Annotated in this window: 29 protein-coding genes, 1 tRNA gene and 1 pseudogene; 21 read left to right on the top strand and 10 right to left on the bottom strand. The window is 66.9% G+C overall.

Annotated features, from left to right (window positions below):
* Positions 1 to 404: 404 nt before the first annotated feature.
* Both rpsR and ACFWBU_RS17560 read right to left on the bottom strand, forming a co-directional pair.
* Positions 405 to 662 carry a 30S ribosomal protein S18 gene (gene rpsR / locus ACFWBU_RS17565; RefSeq protein ID WP_072699716.1) on the bottom strand — a complete coding sequence of 86 codons (258 nt, stop codon included), beginning with the start codon at positions 660 to 662 and terminating at the stop codon, positions 405 to 407.
* Positions 620 to 829, bottom strand: a pseudogene (locus ACFWBU_RS17560) (hypothetical protein); the annotation flags it as partial. The pseudogene ACFWBU_RS17560 and the gene rpsR, both read right to left, overlap by 43 nt.
* 72 nt (positions 830 to 901) lie before the next feature.
* On the opposite strand from ACFWBU_RS17560, the gene ACFWBU_RS17555 reads away from it, so the two are divergent.
* From ACFWBU_RS17555 to ACFWBU_RS17525, 7 genes are all read left to right on the top strand, one after another.
* Entirely contained in the window at positions 902 to 1591 is a 690-nt protein-coding gene (locus ACFWBU_RS17555; protein ID WP_169621450.1) for a response regulator transcription factor, read from the top strand.
* Positions 1592 to 1599: 8 nt separating this feature from the next.
* Positions 1600 to 3000 carry an ATP-binding protein gene (locus ACFWBU_RS17550; RefSeq protein ID WP_378528843.1) on the top strand — a complete coding sequence of 467 codons (1401 nt, stop codon included), beginning with the start codon at positions 1600 to 1602 and terminating at the stop codon, positions 2998 to 3000.
* 158 nt (positions 3001 to 3158) lie between these two features.
* A complete protein-coding gene (locus ACFWBU_RS17545; RefSeq protein WP_169652579.1) occupies positions 3159 to 4430 on the top strand; it encodes a trypsin-like peptidase domain-containing protein in 1272 nt (423 codons plus the stop codon).
* An 85-nt stretch (positions 4431 to 4515) separates the two neighbouring features.
* Complete coding sequence (locus ACFWBU_RS17540) at positions 4516 to 5013, top strand: molybdenum cofactor biosynthesis protein B (protein WP_206037042.1); 498 nt, start codon at positions 4516 to 4518, stop codon at positions 5011 to 5013.
* 4 nt (positions 5014 to 5017) lie between these two features.
* Positions 5018 to 5251, top strand: coding sequence for a hypothetical protein (locus ACFWBU_RS17535; protein ID WP_346765158.1), 234 nt, complete (start codon positions 5018 to 5020; stop codon positions 5249 to 5251).
* 578 nt (positions 5252 to 5829) lie between these two features.
* A complete protein-coding gene (locus ACFWBU_RS17530) occupies positions 5830 to 6579 on the top strand; it encodes an MspA family porin (RefSeq protein WP_378528840.1) in 750 nt (249 codons plus the stop codon).
* 53 nt (positions 6580 to 6632) lie between these two features.
* Positions 6633 to 7271, top strand: a complete 639-nt coding sequence (locus ACFWBU_RS17525; protein ID WP_378528839.1) for an MspA family porin — start codon at positions 6633 to 6635, stop codon at positions 7269 to 7271.
* A gap of 85 nt (positions 7272 to 7356) precedes the next feature.
* On the opposite strand, the gene mscL (ACFWBU_RS17520) is transcribed toward ACFWBU_RS17525, so the two are convergent.
* The 4 genes from mscL (ACFWBU_RS17520) to ACFWBU_RS17505 form a co-directional block, all read right to left on the bottom strand.
* Positions 7357 to 7791: a large conductance mechanosensitive channel protein MscL gene (gene mscL, locus ACFWBU_RS17520; RefSeq protein ID WP_378528838.1), complete on the bottom strand. Its 435-nt coding sequence runs from the start codon at positions 7789 to 7791 to the stop codon at positions 7357 to 7359.
* 196 nt (positions 7792 to 7987) lie between these two features.
* Complete coding sequence (locus ACFWBU_RS17515) at positions 7988 to 8710, bottom strand: SAF domain-containing protein (protein WP_378528837.1); 723 nt, start codon at positions 8708 to 8710, stop codon at positions 7988 to 7990.
* Positions 8711 to 8805: 95 nt separating this feature from the next.
* Entirely contained in the window at positions 8806 to 9126 is a 321-nt protein-coding gene (locus tag ACFWBU_RS17510; RefSeq protein ID WP_378528836.1) for an FmdB family zinc ribbon protein, read from the bottom strand.
* An 84-nt stretch (positions 9127 to 9210) separates the two neighbouring features.
* On the bottom strand, positions 9211 to 9813 hold the full coding sequence (locus ACFWBU_RS17505) for a 5-formyltetrahydrofolate cyclo-ligase (RefSeq protein WP_169652555.1): 603 nt from the start codon (positions 9811 to 9813) through the stop codon (positions 9211 to 9213).
* Between the two features lie 60 nt (positions 9814 to 9873).
* On the opposite strand from ACFWBU_RS17505, the gene ACFWBU_RS17500 reads away from it, so the two are divergent.
* The 5 genes from ACFWBU_RS17500 to ACFWBU_RS17480 all read left to right on the top strand — a co-directional run bounded on the left by ACFWBU_RS17500 (position 9874) and on the right by ACFWBU_RS17480 (position 14058).
* The gene (locus tag ACFWBU_RS17500) at positions 9874 to 10785 is read left to right on the top strand and encodes a UTP--glucose-1-phosphate uridylyltransferase (RefSeq protein WP_169621459.1); all 912 of its coding nucleotides are present in this window, start codon (positions 9874 to 9876) and stop codon (positions 10783 to 10785) included.
* Between the two features lie 33 nt (positions 10786 to 10818).
* Entirely contained in the window at positions 10819 to 12084 is a 1266-nt protein-coding gene (glp, locus tag ACFWBU_RS17495) for a gephyrin-like molybdotransferase Glp (RefSeq protein ID WP_378528835.1), read from the top strand.
* Positions 12084 to 12719, top strand: a complete 636-nt coding sequence (locus ACFWBU_RS17490) for a GNAT family N-acetyltransferase (RefSeq protein WP_169621461.1) — start codon at positions 12084 to 12086, stop codon at positions 12717 to 12719. Before glp ends, ACFWBU_RS17490 begins: the two co-directional genes overlap by 1 nt.
* A 235-nt stretch (positions 12720 to 12954) precedes the next feature.
* Positions 12955 to 13827 carry a gephyrin-like molybdotransferase receptor GlpR gene (gene glpR / locus ACFWBU_RS17485; protein WP_169652553.1) on the top strand — a complete coding sequence of 291 codons (873 nt, stop codon included), beginning with the start codon at positions 12955 to 12957 and terminating at the stop codon, positions 13825 to 13827.
* 155 nt (positions 13828 to 13982) lie between these two features.
* Positions 13983 to 14058, top strand: a tRNA-Ala gene (locus tag ACFWBU_RS17480).
* A 105-nt stretch (positions 14059 to 14163) separates the two neighbouring features.
* Here ACFWBU_RS17480 and ACFWBU_RS17475 read toward each other — a convergent pair.
* Positions 14164 to 14745: a dihydrofolate reductase family protein gene (locus tag ACFWBU_RS17475; RefSeq protein ID WP_169652552.1), complete on the bottom strand. Its 582-nt coding sequence runs from the start codon at positions 14743 to 14745 to the stop codon at positions 14164 to 14166.
* A 158-nt stretch (positions 14746 to 14903) separates the two neighbouring features.
* Here ACFWBU_RS17475 and ACFWBU_RS17470 point away from each other — a divergent pair, with 158 nt between their 5' ends.
* Together ACFWBU_RS17470 and ACFWBU_RS17465 are read left to right on the top strand one after the other, a co-directional pair.
* Complete coding sequence (locus ACFWBU_RS17470) at positions 14904 to 15047, top strand: hypothetical protein (RefSeq protein WP_169621429.1); 144 nt, start codon at positions 14904 to 14906, stop codon at positions 15045 to 15047.
* 46 nt (positions 15048 to 15093) lie between these two features.
* Positions 15094 to 15969 carry an SDR family oxidoreductase gene (locus tag ACFWBU_RS17465; protein ID WP_169621463.1) on the top strand — a complete coding sequence of 292 codons (876 nt, stop codon included), beginning with the start codon at positions 15094 to 15096 and terminating at the stop codon, positions 15967 to 15969.
* Here ACFWBU_RS17465 and ACFWBU_RS17460 read toward each other — a convergent pair.
* A complete protein-coding gene (locus ACFWBU_RS17460; RefSeq protein WP_169621464.1) occupies positions 15929 to 16414 on the bottom strand; it encodes an FABP family protein in 486 nt (161 codons plus the stop codon). The two genes, ACFWBU_RS17465 and ACFWBU_RS17460, sit on opposite strands and share 41 nt — an antisense overlap.
* Positions 16415 to 16500: 86 nt before the next feature.
* Here ACFWBU_RS17460 and arcA point away from each other — a divergent pair, with 86 nt between their 5' ends.
* On the top strand, positions 16501 to 17715 hold the full coding sequence (gene arcA / locus ACFWBU_RS17455) for an arginine deiminase (protein ID WP_169652549.1): 1215 nt from the start codon (positions 16501 to 16503) through the stop codon (positions 17713 to 17715).
* Between the two features lie 27 nt (positions 17716 to 17742).
* On the opposite strand, the gene arsC is transcribed toward arcA, so the two are convergent.
* Positions 17743 to 18090 (bottom strand): arsenate reductase (glutaredoxin), encoded by a 348-nt coding sequence (arsC, locus tag ACFWBU_RS17450; protein WP_378528833.1) that lies wholly within the window; start codon positions 18088 to 18090, stop codon positions 17743 to 17745.
* A gap of 123 nt (positions 18091 to 18213) precedes the next feature.
* On the opposite strand from arsC, the gene mscL (ACFWBU_RS17445) reads away from it, so the two are divergent.
* The 4 genes from mscL (ACFWBU_RS17445) to ACFWBU_RS17430 all read left to right on the top strand — a co-directional run bounded on the left by mscL (ACFWBU_RS17445) (position 18214) and on the right by ACFWBU_RS17430 (position 21781).
* Entirely contained in the window at positions 18214 to 18681 is a 468-nt protein-coding gene (gene mscL, locus ACFWBU_RS17445) for a large conductance mechanosensitive channel protein MscL (RefSeq protein WP_378528832.1), read from the top strand.
* Positions 18682 to 18729: 48 nt separating this feature from the next.
* The gene (locus tag ACFWBU_RS17440) at positions 18730 to 19092 is read left to right on the top strand and encodes a GntR family transcriptional regulator (RefSeq protein ID WP_169621468.1); all 363 of its coding nucleotides are present in this window, start codon (positions 18730 to 18732) and stop codon (positions 19090 to 19092) included.
* Between the two features lie 130 nt (positions 19093 to 19222).
* Positions 19223 to 20827 (top strand): BCCT family transporter, encoded by a 1605-nt coding sequence (locus ACFWBU_RS17435; RefSeq protein ID WP_378528831.1) that lies wholly within the window; start codon positions 19223 to 19225, stop codon positions 20825 to 20827.
* Positions 20828 to 20971: 144 nt separating this feature from the next.
* Positions 20972 to 21781, top strand: a complete 810-nt coding sequence (locus ACFWBU_RS17430) for a hypothetical protein (RefSeq protein WP_206037043.1) — start codon at positions 20972 to 20974, stop codon at positions 21779 to 21781.
* Between the two features lie 6 nt (positions 21782 to 21787).
* On the opposite strand, the gene ACFWBU_RS17425 is transcribed toward ACFWBU_RS17430, so the two are convergent.
* Complete coding sequence (locus tag ACFWBU_RS17425) at positions 21788 to 23341, bottom strand: dolichyl-phosphate-mannose--protein mannosyltransferase (RefSeq protein ID WP_378528830.1); 1554 nt, start codon at positions 23339 to 23341, stop codon at positions 21788 to 21790.
* Positions 23342 to 23364: 23 nt separating this feature from the next.
* On the opposite strand from ACFWBU_RS17425, the gene rsmI reads away from it, so the two are divergent.
* Positions 23365 to 24231, top strand: coding sequence for a 16S rRNA (cytidine(1402)-2'-O)-methyltransferase (gene rsmI / locus ACFWBU_RS17420; RefSeq protein WP_378528829.1), 867 nt, complete (start codon positions 23365 to 23367; stop codon positions 24229 to 24231).
* A gap of 63 nt (positions 24232 to 24294) precedes the next feature.
* Positions 24295 to 25695, top strand: coding sequence for a sodium:alanine symporter family protein (locus ACFWBU_RS17415; RefSeq protein ID WP_169621472.1), 1401 nt, complete (start codon positions 24295 to 24297; stop codon positions 25693 to 25695).
* Positions 25696 to 25845: the final 150 nt, after the last annotated feature.

Raw genomic sequence — 25845 nt, 5'->3', positions numbered from 1 at the left:
GCGTGAGCCCGCCGTCGGCGGGGTGTCCCCGACAGCCTGCCCCCAGTGGGGCAGCGGACGGGGTGAATGCCCCCGGTCGTCATGCGCGGGAAGGCTCGGTGTCGGTGGGGACTGGTGAGCCGTCGCGCTATAGGGGGCACTCCGCTGAAACGATCCTCTGTCCTCCCCGGCAGTGCGATTCGTTCCAGCGAACAAAAACCTATCCGGGAATCGGGCCAGGTGCCAACAGGAGTTCCCGAAATTTGGGCGAAATGCAGGCGGTTTACCCGTGTGGCGATGATAATGCCCAGTTTGCCCGATTCACCGCTCGGACGTGGGGTCGGCGCCGAGCACCGTCCGCGCATACGACGACCGCCCCTCCCGTGACTACGGAAGGGGCGGTCGTCGGAATCTGCGGCGTGCGCCTACTTGCTGCTGATGTAGGGGAGGAGAGCCATCTCGCGCGCGTTCTTCACCGCGATGGCCACCTGGCGCTGCTGCTGCGGGGTCAGGCCGGTCACGCGACGGCTGCGGATCTTGCCGCGGTCGGAGATGAACGTGCGGAGCAGGTTCACATCCTTGTAGTCGACGTAATCGATCTTTGCCGCGAAGAGGGGATTCTTCTTGGGCTTGCGTCCCTCTACGGCACGCGACTTCTTGGACGGTCCTCGCTTGACTGCCATATCTCGCTCCTCACCAGCTCGACTTTGTGGACGCCGGGTATTTCCCCGCGGTGGGCGACTTCACGTACGCGCCCTCGTGAGAGCCCGAACTTCCGCAGGTGGCCGCGCGGGCGGCCGTCCGCAGCGTCTCGATTGAGCAATCTTACCGGACGCGACGAGCAGGGCAGACCGCAGTACGATTCCGGCCGCACGGCACGCCCCTCAGTCAATTCTCAGCGGTCCGGTCCACACTGAGAACCATGCGCATCTTGGTGGTCGACGACGACCGGGCAGTGCGGGAATCGCTGCGCCGCTCTCTCAGCTTCAACGGATACACCGTCGACCTCGCGTCGGACGGACAGGAGGCGCTCGAACACGTCGTGGCGTCACGGCCCGACGCCATGGTGCTGGACGTGATGATGCCGCGCGTCGACGGCCTGGAGGTGTGCAGGCGGCTGCGCAGCACCGGCGACGACTTGCCGATCCTCGTCCTCACCGCCCGCGATTCCGTCTCCGAACGGGTGGCGGGACTCGACGCCGGAGCAGACGACTACCTTCCCAAGCCGTTCGCACTCGAGGAACTGCTCGCCCGCCTGCGGGCACTGCTCCGCCGCGCCACCCCGGACCCCGATGCGTCCGCCGAAGAGACGATGCGGTTCGAGGACCTCACACTCAACGCCGCGACCCGCGAGGTCACCCGGGGCGACCGCCGGATCAGTCTCACCCGCACGGAGTTCGCCCTGATGGAAATGCTGATGGCGAACCCGCGACGAGTGTTGTCGCGCAGCCGGATTCTCGAGGAGGTGTGGGGATACGACTTTCCCACCTCGGGTAATGCTCTCGAGGTCTACGTCGGCTACCTGCGCCGGAAAACCGAGGCCGGGGGTGAACCCCGCCTGATCCACACCGTGCGCGGTGTCGGGTACGTGTTGCGCGAGACCGCACCGTGAAGTCGAAGATGCGGCCGCCGATGCTGCTGACGCGGTCGGTGCCCCTGCGCACCCGCGTCACACTGCTCGCGGCAGGCGCTGTCGCCCTCGCCGTGGCGGTCACCTCGATCGCCGCATATGCCGTCGTGGCCCGCGCGCTGTATTCCGACGTCGATCAGCAGCTACGTGCCCGCGCCGAGGCGCTGGTCGAGTCGAGCACGCTCATCACCTACGACCCGCGATACATCGGTGGCGCGCAGCTCTACAGTTCCGACATCAGCGTCGCGTTGATCTACAGCGACCTGAGCCGGTACGTCCCGCCCGGATCGTCGGTACCGGTCGGCGAACCGGAGCTGGCCGTGGCGGAGGGCGAGCGCGAGTCGTCGCTACGGACGGTGGACCAGCAACGCGTCCTCGCCCAGCGCATGCCCGGCGGCAGCACGGTGGTCATCGCACAACGGCTGCGGCCCACCGTGGAAGTGCTGAACCGGATGGCGAGCGTGCTCTTCGTCGTCGGTGGATGTGGCGTCGTGCTGGCCGCGGCCGTGGGAGCGACCGTCGGCCGGACCGGCCTGAGACCGGTCGCGCGGCTGACGGCCGCCGCCGAGCGGGTCGCGCGCACCGACGACCTGAGGCCGATCCGGGTGAGCGGACACGACGAGCTGGCGAGGCTCACCGAGAGTTTCAACATGATGTTGCGGGCGCTCGCCGAGTCGCGCGAACGGCAGAGCAGGCTGGTCGCGGATGCGGGACACGAGCTGAAAACGCCTCTGACCTCGCTGCGCACCAACATGGAACTGCTCATCGCGGCCAGTAGACCCGGTGCGCCGAGTCTGCCCCCCGAGGACATGGCAGAGCTTCGCGAAGACGTCGTCGGGCAGATCGAAGAGTTGTCCACGCTGGTCGGCGACCTGGTGGATCTTGCGCGCGAGGACGCGCCGGAGGCGGTGTTCGAGGCCGTGGACATCGCGGAGGTGGTCGATCGGAGTCTCGAGCGGGCACGACGACGACGGACCGACGTGGTCTTCACCGCGGTCACCGAGCCGTGGTACGTGTTCAGCGACCACGCCGCGCTCACCCGAGCGATGGTCAACGTCCTCGACAACGCGGCGAAATGGAGCCCCGCCGGAGCAGAGGTGTTCGTGCGGATGCGGCAGATCGGCCCCGGCCTGATGGAAATCACGGTGGACGACGCCGGCCCGGGCATCCCGGAAGAAGAACGCGAACTGGTTTTCGAGCGTTTCTACCGCGCGACGAGCGCTCGCTCGATGCCGGGCTCGGGCCTCGGCCTGGCCATCGTCCGGCAGATCGTCATGAAGCACGGCGGCACCATCGCCGTCGACCGTTCGGAGCGAGGTGGGGCGCTGATCCGCATTGTGCTGCCGGGAACCCCCGATCTCGGTGACGACACCGGGACCGACCGGGCGTAGCGGACCGGGCCGTCGCGGACTGACAGGGATTTAGGAGCCGAATATTAAGCCGGTTCTCAGATGAGCAGTCCATCCTGGGAAGCGGACGCCGAAGCGCCACCGCGCTTCGGGCGACCGGACGCTCGTCCTGGTGCTCGAATCGGATGAAGGCGATGACCATGAACGATGACCCCACCCGCGGCGCAGGTTCGCCGCAACCGCACCCCTATGGGCAAGGGCAGCCCACCGGTCCGTACGGGCCGGCGCAACCGACGGGCGCTACCGGCCCGGGCCAGTCGCCGGGGCCGTACGGCCCGGGTCAGCCCACCGGCCCGTATCCACAGGGGCCGTACCCACAGCAGACCCGGGGCACGGGGCGTATGCCCGGCCGTTCGGCGCTGGCGGTCGGCGCGATCGCACTCGCGATCGTCAGTGGCGGCATCGGTGGGGCAGTAGGCGCGTGGGCGGTCAAGGATTCCGGTGGCGGTACCGCGGTGGTCAACTCGCTCGATACGCCCGCGGAGGAGAACGTCACGGTCGTCGAGGCACCCGAGGGCAGCGTCCAGGCGGTCGCCCAGAAAGTGGTGCCGAGTGTGGTGCGGATCGAGGTGATGGGTCGCAACAGCAGCGGTGAAGGCTCGGGCGTCGTTCTCTCCTCGGATGGGTTGATCCTCACGAACAACCACGTCGTCGAGGGTGCGGGCGGCGGAGGACAGCTCACGGTGTACTTCTCCGACGGCACCTCGGCTCCCGCGACGATCGAAGGGGCCGATGCCGTCTCCGATATCGCCGTGATCCGGACCGAGGGCCGCAACGATCTCACCCCGATCGAACTGGGCAACTCCGACAACATCCAGGTGGGACAGGAAGTCGTCGCCGTCGGTTCACCGCTCGGGCTGGAGAGCACGGTCACCGCGGGCATCGTCTCCGCACTCGAACGGCCGGTGTCCACCAGTGGGCAGACGGGTAACCAGAGTTCGGTCATCGACGCGATCCAGACCGACGCCGCGATCAACCCGGGGAACTCGGGCGGCGCGCTCGTCGACATGGAGGGGCGTCTCGTCGGGATCAACACCGCGATCGCCACGGCCGGGTCGCAGTCCGGATCGATCGGGCTGGGCTTCGCCATCCCCGTCAACCAGGCTCGTCGTATCGCCGATCAACTGATCGATACAGGGACGGCGCAGCACGCCGTCATCGGCGTCCAGGTGCCGTCCCAGAGCCAGGACAACGGCGCGCGTGTCGCCGAAGTGGTCGCGGGCGGGCCTGCCGAGCGTGCGGGAATTCCCGCCGGCTCTCTCATCGTCAAGGTCGACGATCGGGTCATTACCGACGGTGATGCGCTGATCGCGGCGATCCGTTCGCATGCTCCTGGCGAGACGGTGAAGATCACCTACCAGGATGCGAACGGGAACCAGAACACCGTCGATGTCGAAACGACGTCGGGGTAGAGCGGCGAGGAGCCGAAAAATGGACATAGCTCACAATTCCGCGCATGCAGCGCGTCCGCCGCAGCCGCGAACTACCGTGGGTGTCATGGAACTCGAAGACCTGAGAATCGGCCGCGCCCTGGTCGTCATCGTCGACGACCGGGTATCCCACGGGGACAGCCCCGACGCGGCCGGTCCGCTCGTCACCGAGCTGCTGGTGGAAGCCGGATACGCGGTGGACGGTGTGGTTACGGTCGCGGCAGACGAGGTCGAGATCCGCAATGCACTCAATACCGCCGTGATCGGCGGTGTCGATCTGGTGATCTCGGTGGGTGGCACCGGTGTCATGCCCCGTGATGTGACTCCCGACGCCACGGCCGACGTCCTCGATCACGAGATCCGCGGCATCACCGAGGCGCTACGTGCGTCCGGTCTGGCGTCCGGCAATGTGCATGCCGGATTGTCGCGCGGGCTCGTGGGGGTGTCCGGCTCGACGCTGGTCGCCAACCTGCCGTCGTCGCGCGCCGCGATCAGGGACGGCATGGCGACGTTGCTGCCGCTGGCGGCACATGTGATTCAGGAATTCTCGCGAGTGGAGGAGTAGGACCATTTCGAACGACGAGTCGTGCGGGACCCCCGCCGACAACGCAGCCGATCGGCCTGCGTCACCGTCCCCGAGCCGCGCCCGGATCGACCGGGCGCGGCTCGCGCGCATCTTCGGCGACGTGCTTCCCGAGACCACCCGTGACGAACGGGGCGGAGGGGAGGAGAGGCGAGAAGGTGGGCGCGATTCCGACGAATGGCTGCGTCAGCAAGTGCCTCCACACCACGGACATGTGTGATCTACCTCACGTTGGCAAGCCTAACCTTGCTCTGAGATGAACCCGTTACAGGCGGCAACGAAACGTTCCCGAAACATTCCGTTCGGTTCGCGTCCTCGTTCACCACCAGGCAGATCCTGTGCCCCCCGACACAATCCCGGGAGGTTTCTGCGCCGCCTGCTCGGGGAATCCCCACTCTCACCTGCTGAAACGCATTCTCGCCCGGACTCGCCTGTCCGGCAGGCGCGCGAACGCTGTCACATTCGCCCGTTGTGGGCGCGAGTACAGAAAGCCTCGTGGAGCGACGGGCTCACAGCCCCGAATGTCCGGCTCGCGTGAATCTCTAGCCGTTGCCCCGCGAAAGGTCACGGTCTAATCTCCCTCTCAGGTTCGATCAGGTCGCGGAGAGGTCTCACACACCGGCTCTTCGATCTCGAATCGGTAACGCAAAACCGTGTGGACGATTGACGCACCGAACGCACCGGCGGGCACTCCGGCGGTGCGTTCGCTGTGGAGAACGCCTTCGCGGGCGACGAGGGCGACCAGCAGTGCCGGACGCGGGTGCGCCACCCGGCACTCAGAGAACGGATGAGGCATTCATGAAGATTCAGACGCGACGCGGTTTCAGAGCCGCCCGCAACGCCACGGTGGCGGCGGCCGCCGTGGCCGGTCTGGTTCTCGGATCGACCGGCGCCGCGAGCGCAGAGGTCAACGACCAGAACCGGATCGTCTCCGACGGCAACGAAGTGATCGTCACGCAGGAGGACACCTTCATCCAGGGTGTTCCCCCCATCGGCGGCAGCCCCCTGAGCCGTGAGTGGTTCCACAACGGCCGTGGCCTCGCCAACATCGTCGGCCCCGACGCTGCAGATTTCGAGGGCACGACCTTCCAGTTCGGTTACCAGGTCGCATGGTCGGCGTCGGTAGACGGTGCGATCGGGTTCAACTGGTCGAGCCCCAGCCTTTCGGCGAAGCTGACCTCCAAGTACGAGGTAGTCGAGGACGCAGAAGGGAATCCCATCACGCTCCGCGACGAAGACGGGAACCCCATTCTGGATGATGACGGTAACGAGATTCCCGCGGTGAAGCTCACAGAGACCGCGACCGGCACGGTGGGGAGCATTCTCCCGCAAGCAACTGCCACCGTCGAGTTGTCGCAGGCCCCCGGCATCGAAGAAATTGTGGTCGCCGAAGGCGAGTTCGACGGCGACTTCAAGGAAGTCCAGATCGCCAACGTTCACGGTGCGGCCACCGGCGTCATCGGCCAGGTTTCGGTTCGCCCCTTCGTGCGCGCCATCACTTCCAACGGCGACAACGTCACGACCTACGGCCAGGTCTGGACCCTCTGAGTCCTGCACTGCCCATCCCACCAGTAGTACCCACCACCAAAAACGGAGTAATCATGGGAATCAAGTCGCGTGGCTTCAAGGCCGCCCGTAACGCCACTGTGGCCGGTGCCGCCGTTCTCGGTCTGGTCCTCGGTGCCTCCGGTGCCGCTTCGGCCGAGGTCAACGATCAGAACCGCATCGTCTCCAACGGCCTCGAGGTCGTGGTGACGCAGGAAGACACCTTCATCCAGGGCACCCCGGCCCTCGGCGGCAGCCCGTTCAACCGCGAGTTCTTCCACAACGGCCGCGGCACCGCCAACATCCTCGGTGAGGGTGCAGCCGACGCGGAGGGCACCACCTTCCAGTTCGGTTACCAGTTCGCATGGGCCGGCAGCATCGACGGCGCCATCGGCGTCACCTACTCCACCCCGGGCCTCGAGCTCGGCCTCAACCCCACTGACGTGGTCGAGGCGACGGTCACCGACGTCCTCCCGCAGGCATACGCCGAGCTCGAGCTGACCCCGGCTCCGGGCATCGAGGAGCTCGTCGTCGCCGAGGGCGAGTTCGACGGTGACTTCAAGTCCGTTCAGTTCGCCAACGTCCACGGCACCGCCTCCGGTGTCCTCGGCGCTGTCCAGGTCCGTCCGTTCGTCCGGGCGATCACCGCAAACGGTGACAACGTCACCACCTACGGTGAGGTCTGGACCGTCTAAGTAGACGTCCGGCACCTGCCGAACCGCACCACAGACTGGGCCCACTCGGAATCCGAGTGGGCCCAGTCTTTTTCGTGCAAGAGAGCTAAGGACGATCAGGTGTGGGCCGGGTGTGTGCGCCGCCCTGGCCCGGTTGGCCTGCCTGTGCCTCGAGGATGTCGCGGATCTGGATGAGCAGATCTTCGGCACTCGCCTCCTTGTCCGCCTCCTCGCTGACGAACTTCTTCTTCGCCGCGTTGGCGGGAAGGATGAGCACGAAGTACACGACCGCGGCGATGATGATGAAGTTGATCGCGGCCGTGATCACCGCACCCACGTTGACGAACGTTGCCGGATTGTCGGCGACGATCTGGAAGCCCCAGCCCAACTCGTTGTCGCCGCCGAGCGCGGCGATCAGAGGCTCGATGACAAACGTGGTGAATGCGGTGACGATCGCGGTGAATGCGGCTCCGATGACCACCGCGACAGCAAGATCGAGGACGTTTCCTCGGAGGAGGAAGTCCTTGAAGCCTTTGAGCATGGTGCTCTCCTTCGTGCGGGGGTTCCGGCAACGAGCATGGGCACGTGCTGTGGATCACATCCACAGCACGACGATAAACCGGACGGGCGTTCGGTACGGCGTACTCGCGCACTTCGCCGTGAGGCGCCCGGCACCACCTCGATGCAGGGGGCAGGGTCACCGTCAGCGCACGGTCAACGTCAGTGCAGGGTCAACGTCAGTGCAGGGTCACCGTGAGCGCACTGACGAGGGACGCCGCTGCTACCGCCGTGGCCTGGCCCGGTTCGAGGGCAACCAGGATCACCCGCTCGTGCCGGTCGCGGGCGGAGTCCGCACGTTGCGCGAGAACGACGATCGCTCCGCGCGCCAGGACATGCGCGTCGGGAACCGCGACATCCGTTCCCCCGGCCACCGTCACGACGTCGACGAGATCGCCTTCGCGCAGAAGTTCGCCCACCCCGGCGTCCGCGAGCCTGATCGGCACCACCCGGGCGTCGTGGTCGCCGGTTGCCGCCGACGCGAGGCGTGGTCCCACCAATCGTGCGTCCACCAGGATTTCACCGTTCGGGACCGGACCGGCGAGCGTGTGGCCCACGGCGTCCGCGGGGTCGGTGAGGGAGCCGGCGACAAGGCTCGAAGCGTCGCGGTCGGTGACGGCGAGGTCGTCGGCGGTGAGTATGCTGCCCGGATTCAGATCCCGCGCAGCAACGACGACGGGCACGCGTTCCGAGTCCGGATTGCCGCGCAGCGCAAGGACTGTCGCGAGAACGGCGAGAACTCCTGCGCCCACCTTCCGGGCGGTACCCGCACGTGCCCAGCCCGGCCGGAATCGTTCGGCAATCCGGTCGGGGAAGGTCGGCTGGAGCGAGGAAGGCCCGGACGGGCGGCCGCGCCCGGGTGGAGTGAACCGGGGCGGAAACGACAACGGACCGACGGGCATGTGCCGACGCTATGCGTTCGGATCTGCCCGCCGGTCTCGCGAAGAGGTGTGCTCGGCGTCCTGGGGATGTGCAGGGCGCCTGGGGAGAACCGCGATCAGCTCGCTGCGGCGGCCGGGGTCGAGGAGGTGCTCGCCGACGACGTGCTCGTCGAGGAAGAGTTCGACGAGGAGGCAGCCGGGGCCGACTCGGAGGTGCTCGACTTCGAGTCGCTCTTCGCGCTCTCGCTTGCAGTGCTGCCGCTGCGGGAATCGGTGCGGTAGAAGCCGCTGCCCTTGAACACGATGCCGACCGAGTTGAACAGCTTGCGCAGCTTGCCGCTGCACTCCGGGCACTCGGTCAGGGAAGCGTCGCTGAACGACTGCACAATGTCGAACTTGTTGTCGCACGCCGTGCAGGCATATGAGTAGGTGGGCACCGCTTGATCCTCCGCCAGTTCGTCGTACCGCGGTATTCGTCAGACCGCAGCTTTGGCACTCTATCGCCGACAGTGCCAACAACGCTAGCGGGTGTGTTGTTCCGCACGGTTGCCCGCACCGAGGCGTACCAGCCCTTTCTCCGGGGTGAGTGCCCAGCCCATGCGGATGTCGTGAGGATCCTCGGGCAACTCTGTGACGAGTTCGTCGTCGCGTACGACGGCAACGATCCTCGCATCGGGCGAGGCCAGGTGGAGAGTCCGGTCGTAGAACCCCGCGCCCCGGCCCAGTCGCACGCCCCGGACATCGACAGCGAGTGCGGGTACGAGCACCGTGTGCGCGTCGCCGACCGTCTCCGGCGGAAGTACGTCGCCGGCGGGTTCCCGTAGCCCGAAACTCGCTGCGACCAGCGAAGACTCGCCGCGATACTCCGCCCACGAGAGCGCCGACCCCTCACGGGTCACCGGCACGAGGACGGTGACACCGGCGGCGACCAGCGCGTCGAGAAGCGCTGTCGAACCGGGCTCCGAACCCACGGGAACGTACGCGCAGACCGTCGAGCCTGCGGGGGCCAGGGATGCGGCCGTGCGCGCGAGTGCTTCGTCTTCGACGTGGCGAAGATCGCTTTCTACGCGGTGTCGCGCGGAGATAATCCGGGTACGCCAGAGTGCTTTGGAAGTGCGGGCCATGCGGGTCGCCTTAAGATCACGGGGCCACCGATCGGTTGGCCGAAGTTAGGGTGGGAGTCTATGACGAACAAAACGGACGGCGCGGCGTGGCGCTTCAAGACCGCGGTTGTCCCGGCGGCGGGCATGGGTACGCGGTTCCTCCCCGCAACGAAGACGGTCCCCAAGGAGCTACTCCCTGTGGTCGACACCCCGGGCATCGAGCTCGTGGCGGGCGAAGCGGCCGAATCCGGCGCGGAGCGCCTGCTGATCGTGACCGCGCCCGGTAAGGACGGTGTCGTCGCGCATTTCGTCGAAGACCTCGTTCTCGAGTCGAAGCTCGAAGAAAAGGGCAAGTACGAACTGCTCGCGAAGGTGCGCAAGGCGCAGGGCCTGCTCGAAGTCGAGTCGGTGATCCAGGAGAAGCCGCTCGGTCTGGGCCACGCGGTGGCGTGCGCGGAAGCAGCGCTCGACGACGACGAAGAAGCAATCGCCGTGCTGCTGCCCGACGATCTCGTGCTGCCCGTCGGTGTCCTCGAGATCATGCAGCGTGTGCGTGCCAAGCGCGGCGGTTCGGTGCTGTGCGCGATCGACGTGCCGAAGGAGCAGGTGAGCGCGTACGGCGTCTTCGACGTCGAGATCGTTCCCGATGCCGTCAACCCCGACGTGCTCAAGGTCCTCGGCATGGTCGAGAAGCCGGATGTCGCAGACGCCCCCTCCACCTTCGCCGCTGCCGGCCGTTATCTGCTCGACCGGGCGATCTTCGACGCACTGCGTCGCATCGAGCCCGGCGCAGGCGGAGAACTCCAGCTCACGGACGCCATTGCCCTGCTGATCGCCGAGGGTCACCCCGTCCATGTGGTCGTGCATCGCGGCACCCGACACGACCTCGGAAATCCCGGCGGGTACCTTCGCGCTGCGGTTGACTCTGCGTTGAACACGGACGAGTACGGTCCCTCGCTCCGCGAGTGGCTGATCGAGCGCCTGGAACAGTGACAGGCGGCACCTGGCTGGAGGTCGAGAAGCGGTATGCGGTCGGTTGAGGATCAACAGGCCAGGGTGACGGCGGCAGCAGTCGCACCCCGGCCGGTCCGAGTGGCCATTTCGGAAGCGCAGGGTTTGCTGTGCGCAGAAGAAGTGGTCACAGAGCGGCCGCTACCCGGCTTCGACCAGGCCGCGATCGACGGTTACGCCGTGCGGAGTGTCGATGTGCGGCTCGCGGAGGGCCGGTCCTCGGAGTCGGGAGACGACGACGGACCCGACGACGTGGTGTTGCCCGTCGTCGGCGAAGTGCGCGCAGGGTCGCGGCAGCCCATCCGGTTGCAGCCCCGCCAGGCCGTCCGCGTGGACACCGGTGCTCCGCTGCCGACACTGGCCGACGCGGTCCTGCCGCTCGACTACACCGACCAGGGGACCGCCCGCATCAAGGTGCTCAAAACGGTGCGCTCGGGCGACTACGTCCGCCGCACCGGCGACGACGTGCAGCCCGGTGACGTCGCGGTGCGCGCCGGCACGATCATCGGTGCCGCGCAGGTGGGATTGCTCGCCGCGGTCGGCCGCGACAAAGTGCTCGTCCATCCCCGGCCCCGGCTCTCGGTGATCTCCGTCGGCGGAGAACTCGTCGACGTCGAGCGCACCCCCGGCCCCGGGCAGGTATACGACGTGAACTCGTATGCGCTGGCGGCCGCGGCACGCGACGCCGGGGCGGACGTGAACCGGGTCGGCATCGCGAGTACCGACCCCAAGCGACTCCGCGAAGTGGTCGAAGGTCAGCTGATCCGTGCCGAGATCGTGGTGATCGCCGGAGCGGTGGGCGGCGGTGCCCTCGAAGACGTCAGGGAGGCCCTGTCCGATCTCGGTGACCTCGAAGTGGAACGGGTTGCGATGCACCCCGGGTCGGTCCAGGGCTTCGGCAGACTCGGCCGCGACGAGGTCCCGACGTTCCTGTTGCCGGCGAACCCCGTCAGTGCGCTCGTCGTCTTCGAGGTGATGGTGCGGCCGCTCATTCGTATTGCGCTCGGACGGCGACAGCCGATGCGCCGCATCGTGGCGGCTCGCACCGTCGCCCCCATCACCTCCATCCCCGGCCGGAAGGGGTACCTCCGCGGGCAACTGCTGCGCGACGAGGCGACCGGGGAGTATCTCGTTCAGGCACTCGGGGGTGCTGCGGGCGCGTCGTCGCATCTCCTCGCGACGCTCGCCGAGGCGAACTGCCTGGTGATCGTGGAACCCGAAACCTCCGAGGTGCGCGCCGGCGACCGGGTGGACGTGGCGTTCCTCGGGCAGCGCGGTTGATGTCGCGACATCCCGGGTGGCCGGCCCGGCTGGGGCCGTTGCGGGTGGCGGGCGGTCTCGTCACCGTGCGCTCGCTCAAACTGCGCGATGCGGCGGCGTGGAGCCGGTTGAGGATGCGCGACCGCGAGCACCTCGAACCGTGGGAGCCCACCGGAGAGTCCCCGTGGGACATGCGGCACCACATCTCGGTGTGGCCCGGCCTGTACCGGAGTCTGCGAGCCGAAGCGCACAGGGGACACATGATCCCGATGGCCATCGAACTCGACGGGCGCTTCTGCGGACAGATCACGGTCGGCAACATCGTGCGCGGGGCGCTGCGCTCTGCGTGGATCGGCTACTGGGTGGAGAAGGACGTCAACGGTCTCGGTGTCGCCACCGCGGCCGTTGCGCTGGGGCTGGATCACTGCTTCGGACCCGTGGGTCTGCACAGGGTCGAGGCGACCGTCCGTCCGGAGAACCTTGCCAGTCGCGCCGTACTCCAGAACGTCGGATTTCGCGAAGAAGGCCTGCTCCAGCGGTATCTCGACGTGCACGGCCGATTCCGTGACCACATGCTGGTTGCGATGACCGTCGAAGAGGTTCCCGGTTCGGTGTCCGACCGCCTGGTTCGGGGTGGCCGCGCGACGTGGTCTTGAAACCTCCGACCGGTGTAACAAATGTAACTCCGAACCTGAGTGATAATCCTCAGGCTTCCGGTGAATTCTGTGACTAGAGTGAACAATGTGTCCTGTGGGAGTGCGTGACTCGAGTGGCAGCAGTAGTCGCCTGAGTCGGCGTTTCTCTACGGGTAATCGTGTACATGCCGCTAGCCTGAGTTAGGTCGGTGGCGCCGACGGACTAGCAGGTGACGACTGGGAGGAGGGCCGCCGGATGCCGAATTCACTCCTGTGGATAGGGCTTGTTGCCGTGTGGTTGTTCGTTCTGGTGCCCATGCTGGTCACCAAGCGTCCACGGATCCGGCAGACGACCGACGCCGCGCTCGCGACAAGGGTTCTGCATCGCGGTGACGACGAGCCGATCGCCCCCCGTGGGCCGGCTGCCGGGCATCGCAGCGACCCGAACTGGCGTCCGAGTCGTGATCACGCGCACGGACACCCAGCGGAGGACCGCATGGACACAGACCTCGAGGACAGGCCCGGAACAGACACCGACGAAGACTTCTCTTCGGACGACGATTTCGCACGTACCCGCCGTCCCGGACGGGCGCCCGCACGCGACTTCGTGCCGCAGCGCCGCGGCCGGGGCGGATTCGACCCGCACGCCGATGCCGTGGCCAGTGCGCAACGCTACGACGCGCGTCAGCGCACGGTCCTTGCCTTGCTGATCGCCGCGATCCTCAGCGCAGCGCTGGCGCTCACCGTGTCGTCGGTGATGTGGTGGATCTGCGGCGCTGGGACCGCGGCGCTCGTCGGCTACCTCTTCTACCTCCGCCGCCAAGTACAGCTCGAGCAGGAGATCCGCCGTCGCCGGCTGGCGCGTCTGCACCGGTCACGGCTCGGCGTCGAGTCGCGCACCGACGAAGAACTCCGGCTGGTCCCCGAGCGTCTGCGCCGGCGGGGGGCCGTGGTCCTCGAAATCGACGACGAAGACCCGGATTTCGACCACCTCGGCTACTACGTGGACGACTCGGGTCACATCGACCCGGGCTACGAGGAGCCCCGTTACGCCGAGCACGGTTATGACGAGCACGGTTACGACGAACGTCCCCGCGACTACTTCGTCCCGCGCGCAGCGGGGCAGTAACCCGAACGCACAGAAGGCCCGCACCGCGTCGGTGCGGGCCTTCCGCTGTGTGCCTGTTGCGCAAGAAAAGGTGCCCTACCTGTGCCGATGGCGCGATTTCGTTTTGGGTGGGGAGGTTTGCTAAGGTTTCCGAGTCGGTTCCGTCAGGAACCTACGGGGCTGTGGCGCAGTTGGTAGCGCGCTTCGTTCGCATCGAAGAGGTCAGGGGTTCGATTCCCCTCAGCTCCACCATTTGGTCGAAGTTCCAACCCTGCTCCCGTGATCGGTGGGCAGGGTTTTTTCGTATCCCCGTGCCCCAGGTCCGCAGGGGACTCGTCCCACATTCGCTCGGATCGATCAGCGGCGCACCCGATAGCGCACGTGGAGCACCCCGTTGCCCCGGATCACCACGTCAGGATCTTCCAGAAGGCGCTGCGCGTCGACCGACCCGAAGTAACGCTTGCCGGTCCCGAACACGACGGGGACGACGTCCATGCGCACCTCGTCGACCAGGCCCGCGGCAAACACCTGGCCACCGACCTCGCCGGCGGCAACCTCGACCACGCGGTCACCCGCAAGTTCCTGCGCCTCGGCCACAGCGGCCTCGATGCTGTCGACGAAGCGAAACGGCGCCGCGGGGTCCCAACCCTCGGGCGCCGCCCGATGGGTCACGACGACCACGTGGTCGACACCGCTCGGAGGCACCCCGTCCCAGCCGTCCGTCATGTCGAAGACGTGCCGGCCGACGATCGTCACCCCTATCGCGTCCCAGTACGGGCGGATGTAGTCGTAGGACGTCTGCGACACGGTGATGACGTCGCTCTCGTCCAGAGGGACGTCGCCGCCGGAGAACCAGGTGAACAGCGGTCCGGGCTGGTCGTGCTCGTCCGCGACGAAACCGTCCACCGACACCGAGCCGTACATGACCACCGTTCCCACAGGACTCTCCTCTGCTGGGATGCCCCCGAATCTAGCGTGTCGCGAGCCGCCTTCTCGTACGAATTCACTCCGGCTCGTCCGAACACCCGGCGAATCGCAACACCCGACCGCTGGCGTGGTGGTGCCCCAACGTTCAGACTGGATCCATGGACCAGAGGATGAGTGATGACGAGCTTCGCCGCGCCATCCGCGTGCTGCGCGAACGCGCAGACCTCGCGCGCAGCGAAGGTCGCACCGACGACTGCACGACGATCGAGCGGACCATCCAGCAGTACCAGGAGGAAATGGCACAGCGCCTCTGATCATCGACTCGGCACCGAATGCCGCCATGGCCGTTAGGGTGTCGCCATGGCGATCAAGGACCTGCGCGGCACCAAGTTTCTGGTAACCGGCGCAGCGAGCGGAATCGGGCGCGCCCTGGCACTCCACGCCGCCGGCGAGGGAGCCGAACTCGTCCTCACCGACGTGGCCGCGGACGGCCTCGAAGCAGTGGTCCGGCAGGTCAGGGACGACGGAGGCGTCGTACTTCATTCGGCTGCGCTCGACATCGCGGATTACGACGCGGTGGCCGCTTTCGCGGACGACGTCCACTCGCGGTGCGGAGCGCTCGACATCGTCGCCAACGTGGCGGGGGTGTCCGTGTGGGGGACCGTCGACCGGCTCGAGCACAAGCACTGGAAATTGATGGTGGACGTCAATCTCATGGGTCCCATCCACGTGATCGAGAGCTTCGTGCCGCCGATGATGGAAGCCGGACGGGGCGGGCATCTCGTCAACGTCTCCTCCGCCGCCGGACTGCTCGCGCTGCCGTGGCATTCCGCGTACAGCGCGAGCAAATTCGGGCTGCGCGGGGTGTCGGAGGTGCTGCGGTTCGACCTCAAGCGCAACGGGATCGGGGTGTCTCTCGTGGTCCCGGGCGCGGTGCGCACACCTCTGGTCGACAGCGTCCAGATCGTGGGTGTCGATCGCGACCGTCCCGAGGTCCGGAAGATCACGCAACGCTTCGTCAAGCACGCGGCCTCGCCCGAGAAGGTGGCCGCGTGCATCGTCACCGGTATCAAGAAGAACCGGTTCCTCGTCTACACCTCGTTCGACACGCGATTCGGATACTGGTGGGCCCGTAAGTTCGCGGCCCCCTACAACCTGGTCATGCAGGCGGCCAACGACTACTTCCGGCGGGTCGTCACCCCTCGCGCCGCAGCTCGGCGCGCAGATGGTGGGTGAGGGGAGTGTCGGCGTGTGCCATCCAGAGGTCGTACCGCAGCGTGTCTCCGTCGAGTACGAACCTCCGCCTGAGCTCTCGGACGGGTTTCGCATCCGGTGACCGCTCGAACACCACCGGTGTGAAGTCGAGCACCCCGTGTGACAGCTGAGAACGCTGGATTTCGACGAAGCCTGTGGGCTGCGAGACGAGAAACTCGATGTCGCCGCCCGACCGCCGGAGGTAGCCGTTTTCGGTGTGCAGCGGACGTCCGTCGTCGCGATGTTTCGTGCGGCTGACATACATGAGAAAAGGCTTGCCGGGCAACGGATTCAGCTCGATCGTCTCCACGTAGGCGAAGTCGTCGACGGTGGGGTAGTGGCCTTCCCCCGCACCGGTCCATCGACCGGCGAACGGTGCCAGTTCACCCAGCGGATCGGGGGAGTCTGGGGACGCGGACTCTGACACGGGCTGGCCTCCTGCTTGCGACGACACGTTCGTGTGATCCTCTCACCGGCCGAGCCGAACCCGCCCGCACTCGCTAGATTCGGAGCATGAATGCTCCGTGGGGTGTCGATTCCGAAGTCGGTGCGCTCCGGGCGGTGATGTTGCACCGGCCCGGCGCGGAACTCGAGCGGCTCACACCTCGGAACAACGACCAGTTGTTGTTCGATGCCCTGCCGTGGGTGGCACGTGCGCAGGAAGAACACGACGCATTCGCCGAACTGTTGCGTAGTCGCGGTGTCGAGGTCCTGCTGCTGGCCGACCTCCTCACCGAGACCCTCGAGGTGAGCGGGGCCGCGCGGGTCCAGAGTATTTCCAGTGCCGTCGACCCGCGTCGTCTCGGGCACCCACTGGCGGAAGAACTCGCGGGGCATCTGCGAGGGGTGCCGGCCCCGGACCTCGCCCGGATACTCATCGCCGGCATGACGTTCGACGAGCTTCCCGCCGAAGGCATGGACGTCGCGCCGTCGCTGGTGCGGATGATGCATCACGGCGCCGACTTCGCGATCGAGCCGCTGCCCAACCTGCTCTTCACGCGCGATTCCTCGTTCTGGATCGGCCCGCGCGTCGCAATCCCGTCGCTCGCGCTGCCCGCGAGGCGACGGGAAACGAATCTCACCGATCTCATCTACGCGTTCCATCCGAAATTCCTCGGTGTGCGCCGCGCGTACGAATCGCACACCGCTCCGGTCGAGGGTGGGGACGTGCTGTTACCGGCACCCGGTGTCATCGCCGTGGGCGTGGGGGAACGCACCAGCCCTGCGGGGGCGGAAGCTCTCGCGCGCAGTGCCTTCGAAGACGGAATTGCGCACACTGTGCTCGCGGTGCCGATCGCGCAGCAGCGCGCGTCGATGCACCTCGACACCGTGTGCACGATGGTCGATGTCGACGCGGTGGTCATGTATCCGGCGATTCGGGAATCTCTGCAGGCATTCACGATTCGCAGCACAGGCGACGGTGGAGTCCGGATATCGGGCGCCCGGCCGTTCCTCGAGGCTGCGGCCGACGCGATGGGGATAGAGAAGATCCGGGTGATCGACACCGGTCTGGACGCCGTGGTGGCCGAGCGCGAGCAGTGGGACGATGGGAACAACACCCTCGCCGTGGCGCCGGGAGTGGTCGTCGCGTACGAACGCAATGTCGAGACGAATACCCGGCTCGAGGATTCCGGCATCGAAGTGCTGCGAATCGCCGGGTCGGAGCTGGGATCCGGCCGCGGCGGCCCGCGATGCATGTCGTGCCCGCTGTCGCGAGCCCCCGCGTAGCTCCCGGGCCGGCCGTCGGCCGTCTCGTCAGATGATGTTGCGTACCCGGTCCACCGGACGGGCCAGAACGGTGCCCTTGTCGGTGACCACCAGCGGCCGCTCGATGAGGATCGGATTCTCCACCATCGCCGTGAGAAGGTCGTCCTCGCTCGAGCCGGCGAGGCCGAGTTCCTTGTACAGCGTTTCCTTGGACCGGATCGCTTCGCTGGGCTTCAGTCCGGCGTCGGCGAGCAGCGTCGTCAGTTCCTCGCGTGAGGGCGGAGTGTCCAGGTACTTCACCACAGTGGGTTCGATCCCCGATTCCTGCAACAGCTTCAGGGTGTTCCGGGACGTGCTGCACCGGGGATTGTGATAGATCGTCGCGTGGGTTGCCATGGCTCGATTCTGCACTGTCGCCCGTCCCCGGGAGCTGCCGGTTTGGGCGCCGTCGCCGCGGCGCTCTACGATTCCGCGGTCACTCCCGTCCACACGGGATCATCGGAAAGGCGTGCGGGACACATGCTCAAAGGCTTCAAGGACTTTCTGCTGCGCGGAAACGTCATCGAACTCGCCGTCGCGGTGGTGGTGGGCGCCGCGTTCACCGCGATCGTGACCGCATTCACCTCGAACATCATCAACCCGCTCATCGCAGCGGTCGGTGGCGACAACGAGATGGGTTTCGGGTTCCGGGTCATCGCGTCGAACGACGCCACCTTCATCGACATCGGTGCGGTGATCGCGGCGGGGATCAACTTCTTCATCATCGCCGCGGTCGTGTACTTCGTCCTGATTCTTCCGGTCAACCTTGCCAAGGCCCGCTTCGCGCCGGACAAGGAACCCGAGGACGAACCCCTGAGCGAGACGGATCTGCTGATCCAGATCCGCGACCTGCTCGAGACGGGCACGTACAGGCAGGGTGGTGACGATTCGCTCGAGCAGGACGGCAAGACGTCGCCGAGGGGCGCTACGAGGGTGAACGCCGGTTAGCTTTCCGTTGTGGCCGTGACGGCAGGGAAGCGCTGCTAACCTGCCAAGATGCTCGATATCGTCATCGACCACGACTCGGCGGTCCCGCCCTTCGAGCAACTGCGCCGACAGATTGTCGAGCTCGTCCACCGCGGGGACCTCATCTCCGGCACGAAATTGCCCACCGTTCGCGGCTTCGCCGAGACCCTCGGGATCGCGCCCAATACGGTCGCGAAGACCTACCGTGAACTCGAGCAATCCGGCGTACTGGAGACGAAGGGCCGGGGCGGCACATTCGTCGCGGCGAACGGCGACCCCACGCGTATCGGAGCCCAGCGCGCGACGAGTGAATACGTGGCCACCGTCCGTGCGCTCGGGGTGTCCGACGAAGAAGTCCTGGCGCTGGTGCACGCAGCGCTCCGCGCCGGCTGACGTTTCTTTCGTGATGTCGGGTTGGTAAACCCCGGCAGAAGTGCCTGGTCAGCGTGTTTCGAGTGTTGCGGTACCGAACAGTTCTTCGAAAGAGGCCTCGTAACCCGGCGGACATTGCAAGGTTTGACGAATGAGTCTGCGTCACGACCGGCGCGTGTCCGAAGAATCCCCGGACCCGGGCGTCGGTACTTCCTCTGCCGAGGTCCGAGATCGGCCGCGAACCGACCGCGTCATATTCGGAGTCGCCGCCGGCCTGGTAGTGGCCATTGTGCTGTGGGGGTTGCTGGACACCGAGAGCTTCGACACGATCACCGGCAACACCCTCGACTGGATCGTCGTCGAGCTGGGCTGGCTGTTCGTGCTCGCGGCGAGCGGGTTCGTGTTCTTCGTCCTGTGGCTCGCACTCAGCAAGTACGGCCGGATTCCCCTCGGCAAAGACGGGGAGACGCCCGAGTTCCGCACCGTCAGCTGGATCGCCATGATGTTCAGTGCGGGCATGGGCATCGGCTTGATGTTCTTCGGCGTCGGTGAGCCACTGAGCCACTACATCGACGAGCCACCGGGCACCGTCGGTGGCACCGGCACCGCAATGGCGACCTCGATGTTCCACTGGGGCCTGCACCCGTGGGCGATCTATGCGGTGGTCGGGCTGGCCATCGCATACGGAACGTTCCGGAGAGGTCGCAAGCAGCTGATCAGTGCTGCGTTCATTCCTCTTCTGGGTCATCGCGCGGAAGGTCCGCTCGGGAAATTCATCGACATCCTCGCCCTGTACGCGACCCTTTTCGGTACCGCGGCGTCGCTCGGTCTCGGCGCGTTGCAGATCGGGTCGGGGTTCGAGGTCACCGGCTGGCTCGAGACGGCCGGCGTTGCCCTGCTCGTCGGGATCGTCGCGATCCTGACCCTGGCCTTCATCGCCTCGGCGGTATCCGGAGTCGCCAAGGGCATCCAGTGGTTGTCGAACATCAACATGGTCCTCGCGGTCGTCCTCGCGCTGTTCGTCTTCGTGTTCGGGCCGACCGTGTTCATCCTCAATCTGATCCCGACGACCCTCGGGGCGTATGCGGCAGACTTCGCCCAGATGTCGGCCCGGACCGCCGCATCCAACGGCCCGGCCGGGGAGTGGCTGTCGAGCTGGACGATCTTCTATTGGGCGTGGTGGGTGTCGTGGGCGCCCTTCGTCGGGATGTTCCTCGCCCGCATCAGCCGCGGCCGGACCATCCGCGAATTCGTCGTCGGGGTGATGCTCGTCCCGAGCGTCGTGAGTCTGCTGTGGTTCGCGGTCTTCGGAGGCGCGGCGATCAGTCAGCAGGAGGACGGACTCGACGTCGCGGGAGCGGAGAACGTGGAAGGACAGTTGTTCGGCATGCTCGGCAACCTTCCGCTGGTCGGTGTCTCCACCGTCGTCGTCATGGTGCTCGTGTCCATCTTCTTCGTCTCCGGCGCGGACGCGGCGTCGATGGTGATGGGAAGTCTCACCCAACGCGGCACCTTGCGGCCGAGTCCCTGGATAGTCGCCTTCTGGGGTGCACTCACCGGTGGCGTCGCGGCGCTGCTGCTGTGGACCGGAGGCGCCAATGCTCTCAACGCCCTCCAGACGATGACCATCATCGCGGCGGTGCCGTTCGTGGTGGTCATGATCGGTTTGTGCGTGTGCCTGTATCGCGACCTGTCCACCGATCCGCTCATCGTGGGTGAACGGGCGCGACGGCACACGTTGCGCCAGATCGACTGACTGCTCCGCCCCGAACAACGACTGCCGTCCCGCGCACCGGACGGCAGTAACGAGTTGCAAGATCATCCGCGCGCCTGCACGGGCATGTCCGTGACCCGCAGTACCGTGACCGCTGCCCGCCTTTGCTCTTCGAGAGGAGTGCGCGTGACCGAGAACGACCGTTTCGATGAGGTCCTGGACCGGGACTGGAACCGGTTCGGTGAGAACCTGGCCGACCGCATAGTTGCTCTGGCCGGCACCGGGTCCATCGGAATCAGCATGGACACCGCGCACGGACCGGCGACCTACGCGCGGATCCAGCCGATGCCCGACGGTCGTGTGCAGGTCGCTGTCGCCGGTGCCGATACCGTCACTCGCTCGGTGGCACACGCCGACGAACTCGCTCGTCACGTCGTGTCCGTGCTGCGAGGCCACCGCAACGTGGTGCATCCGATCTTCCTGCACACCGATGACGCGCTCGCCGACGGCGCCCTGCGCGACCGGGTGAAGGACACGTTGTCTCGTCGTCTGGGCCGCCCGGCGCCGGTGGACGCCGACGGTGACTTCGTGCTCGTCCTCGACTCGCACGCCGTGTTCGTCGTCGTCGACCGTCCCGCGCACCGCGTCCAGTTGTGGGCGCCGCTGCTGCACGGTATCGCCGAACGGTCCGGTGCGGCCGACGCCCTCGTCGATCTCAACCGGGACTGGCCTCACATCAAGGTGGTGCTGGTGGAGGATCGGCTGGTCGCGACGGTCGACATGCTCGGCGATCCGTTCGTTCCCCGCCACTTGAACGACCTTCTCGAAATGCTGAAGGTCTTCCTCGGCACCGTGGATGCGCGGTTCGCGCGCCGATTCGACGGGATGCGTTACATCGGCGAGGTCGACTCGGACCTCATGGATCCCGACCTCATGGACCCCGATGTCATCGATCCCGACATCGAAGAGACGGTCCTGGACGAACCACCGTCATGATCCCGGTCAGCGCCAGCTGGGCAACCACAGCTGCGAGTTCCATTGCTCGATCGAGATGGGCACGGCCGTGAGGATGGGCCACAACCACACGAAGTTCGCGACCACCAAGCCGAGGTAGAGGCACACCGCCAGCAGGCCGACGGTGCGCCGTTTCGGTGAGGCGTGCCGGCCCCCGAGGATGTCGCCGAGGGTGAGAGCCACGGCCATCGCGAGGAAGGGCGCCATCGGGACCGCGTAGAAGTAGTACATCTGACGGTCGAGCGAGGCGAACCACGGCAGCAGCCCGGCGCCGTACCCGGTGAGGACGGCTGCCCAGCGCCAGTCGCGGCGGATGAACATCTGCCACAGTCCCCAGCCGAGAACGGGCAGCGACACCCACCACAACGCCGGGGTACCGATCAGCATCACCGCTTTGACGCACTGCTCGGCACCGCAGCCGGAGACGTTCTCACCGTCGGCGAAGTAGTACAGCATCGGACGCAGGCCCATCGGCCACGTCCACGGCTTCGACTCCCACGGATGCTGGTTGCCCGCCGAATTCGTGAGGCCGGAGTGGAACTGGAGAACGTTCGCGCTGTAGTACCACAGCGACCGCACCGCGTCGGGTACGAACCAGAACGCGCTGTCGTGGCCGATCTGGTTGCCGACCGCGTGCCGGTCGACGCCGGTTTCGCTCGCGAACCACGACCAGTAGGTCGACAGGTACACGAGCAGGGGCACCACCACCAGCGCGTACAGAGCGGGCGGGATGTCGCGCAGCGTCGTCCCGATCCAGGGACGGCGCACCCCGTAGGAACGGCGTGCGGCAAGGTCGAACGCCACGGACATCAGTCCGAAGAACGCGATGAAGTACAGGCCGGACCATTTGGTGCCGATCGCGAGCCCCAGCATCACGCCGGCCCCGAACCGCCACCACCGCACACCGAACCGAGGTCCCCACGCGCTGTCGCCGATCCGGCCCTCCGCCTGCACGCGTCTGATGCGGGCCCGGATGTCGTCGCGATCGACGACCAGGCAACCGAACGCGGCGACGACGAACACCGCCTGGAAGATGTCGAGCATTCCCAGTCGTGACGACACGAACGTGACGCCGTCGACGACCAGGAGCAGCCCCGCGACACCGCCGAGCATCGTCGAGCGGGTCATGCGGCGCACGATGCGCACCACCAGCAGGACGAGCACCACACCGGCGACCGCCGACGAGAAACGCCAGCCCCACCCGTTGTAGCCGAACAGCGCCTCGCCCACCGCGATCAGCTGTTTTCCGACCGGGGGATGCACCACCAGGCCGTAACCGGGGTTGTCTTCGATCCACCCGCCGGTGAGCACCTGCCACCCCTGCGGCGCGTAATGCTTCTCGTCGAAGACGGGTGTCTTCGCGTCGGTCGGGTAGTGGAGCATGGTGAACCGGGTGATCGCCGCGAGCGCGGTGACGAACGCCGTGACTATCCATCCGCGTGCCCGGTCGGTGGGTGCGGGGTCGGGTGGCGGGACGAGCGGCCCGGGGCTGAGGAGGCGACGGTCCGGGGCCGGGGAAGGGCGGTGGTCCGTCACGGTCACGTCCCGATCGTAGGCTGAACCCCATGCAGGCAGTAAATCCGGCGAAGGCCGAGAGCTCCGGACAGGGACGACTCGTGCTGGCAGCCACACCGATGGGCCAGATCGGGGACGCATCGAAACGACTCTGCGACGCCCTCGGTACCGCCGACGTCATCGCGGCCGAGGACACACGCCGCACCCGTTCCCTTGCCGCCGCCCTCGGTGTCACCATCACGGGCCGGGTGGTCAGTTTCTACGACCAGGTCGAGGTGTCGCGACTGCCGGGCCTGGTCGCGGATGTGGAAGCCGGTCTGACGGTGCTTCTGGTCACCGATGCCGGCATGCCGTCGGTCAGCGACCCCGGATACCGGCTCGTGGCGGCCTGCGTCGAGGCGGGCCTGCCGGTGACGTGCCTGCCGGGCCCGTCCGCGGTGACGACAGCGCTCGCACTGTCGGGGTTGCCGGTCGAGCGGTTCTGCTTCGACGGCTTCCCGCCGCGTAAACCAGGACAACGCCGTGCCTGGCTGGCCTCGCTCGCGACCGAGGCACGTGCCGTGGTCTTCTTCGAGGCGCCGCACCGGCTTGCCGCATGTCTGGCCGACGCGGTCGAGGTGCTGGGCGGGGAACGGCGCGCGGCGGTCTGCCGTGAGCTGACCAAGACGTACGAGGAAGTCCGGCGGGGGACCTTGGCGGAACTGGCCGACTGGGCCGTCGAAGGTGCGCGCGGTGAGATCACGGTCGTGCTCGAAGGCGCCGCGGCCGTGCACACCGACCCCGAGGACCTCGTCGACGAGGTGGAACGCCTCGTCGCGGACGGAATGCGACTGAAGGAAGCCTGCGCCGAGGTGGCGGGGAGCAGGGTGTCGAAGCGGGAACTGTACGACGCCGTGCTCGACGCGCGACGCACCTGAGACGAGGAAACCCCGGCGGGTGGGCCTACACTTTCCCGGTCGAATCGAGGACCAGGGGAGTAGATGAACGCGCTGAACGACTTTTTCGTCAAGACAGCGGAGGTGGTCTGGGGTCCGTTCCTGCTGATTCCGCTTCTGTTGGGCACCGGTCTGGTGCTGACCATCCGCCTGCGCGGTGTGCAGTTCCGGAAGCTGTGGCCCGCGTTGCGGCTGGGACTGATCACCCGGCACGATCCCGGTGCCACGGAAGGCGACATCTCGCAGTACCAGGCCTTGACCACCGCCCTGGCGGCCACGGTCGGCGTCGGCAACATCGCCGGTGTGGCCACCGCGATCTACTTCGGCGGGCCGGGCGCCCTGTTCTGGATGTGGATCACCGGCCTTGTCGGTATGGCCAGCAAGTACTCCGAAGCGTTCCTCGGCGTGAAGTACCGCCGCGTGGACGCCAGGGGTGAACAGAACGGCGGACCGCAGCACTACCTCGCGCGGGCGATTCCGAACCGGTTCGGCCTGATCCTGAGCCTGATGTTCGCGGTGTTCGCGGTCCTGGCGAGCTTCGGAATCGGCAACATGACGCAGGCGAACACCGTCGCCACCCAGCTCGACGACACGTTCGGCGTACCCACGTGGACCAGTGGTGTCGTGATGGCGGTGCTCGCGGGTGCGGTGCTGCTCGGCGGCATCAAGTCGATCGGCAAGGTGACCGCCGGTTTCGTGCCGGCGATGATCGTTCTGTACGTCGGCGCCGGCATCCTCGTGCTGGCGATCAACATCGGCGAGCTTCCGTCGGCGTTCGCTCTCGTCTTCTCCGACGCGTTCACCGGCACCGCCGCCACCGGCGGGTTCATCGGCTCGGTGTTCATGGTCGCTCTGCGCTACGGCGTCGCCCGCGGCATCTTCTCGAACGAGTCGGGGATGGGCAGTGCGGCGATCGCGGCCGCCGCAGCCCAGACCACGCATCCCGTGCGCCAGGGTCTCGTGTCCATGACGCAGACCTTCATCGACACGATCGTCGTCGTCACCTTCACCGGCATGGTCATCATCACGACCGGCGCGTGGACCACCGGAGAGCGCGGCTCGACCATGACGTCCACGGCGTTCGAAACCGGCCTCGGCGGGGAGTGGGGCGGCTGGATCGTCGCCGTCTCGGTGGTGTTCTTCGCGTTCTCGACGATTCTCGGTTGGTCGTACTACGGGGAGCGGTGCCTCGAACGTCTCGTGGGTTCGCGGGGCGTGCTGCCGTACCGCGCCGTCTTCGTGGTGGTGGTGTTCATCGGCGCGACCACCGAACTCGAGGTGGTGTGGAACTTCTCCGACGTGATGAACGGGCTCATGGCCCTGCCGAACCTGATCGGACTGCTGGTCCTGTCCGGGATGATCGCGCGGGAGACGAAGGCCTACCTCGACCGCGATCCGTATCTGCTCGGAGAGAACCGAACACTCGAGAAGCCGGACAGCGCGTAACCGGCGTGTCCTCGGGGGGTTTCCTCCGCGCGGACCGGGACTACCCCTCATCAGCCCCTATCAGCGCGGAGGCCCCACCCCACCCGGCAAGGGAGCGACCCCTTGCGTGGCATCCACTTTGCCCGCCTCCCGGCGGGTCGTACAAAGGCC

The organism is Rhodococcus sp. NPDC060084, assembly GCF_042730335.1.
In the GTDB taxonomy this organism is placed as follows: domain Bacteria; phylum Actinomycetota; class Actinomycetes; order Mycobacteriales; family Mycobacteriaceae; genus Rhodococcus.
Note: the sequence above shows the minus strand (reverse complement) of the source record. Positions and strands in the feature narration are given on the sequence as shown.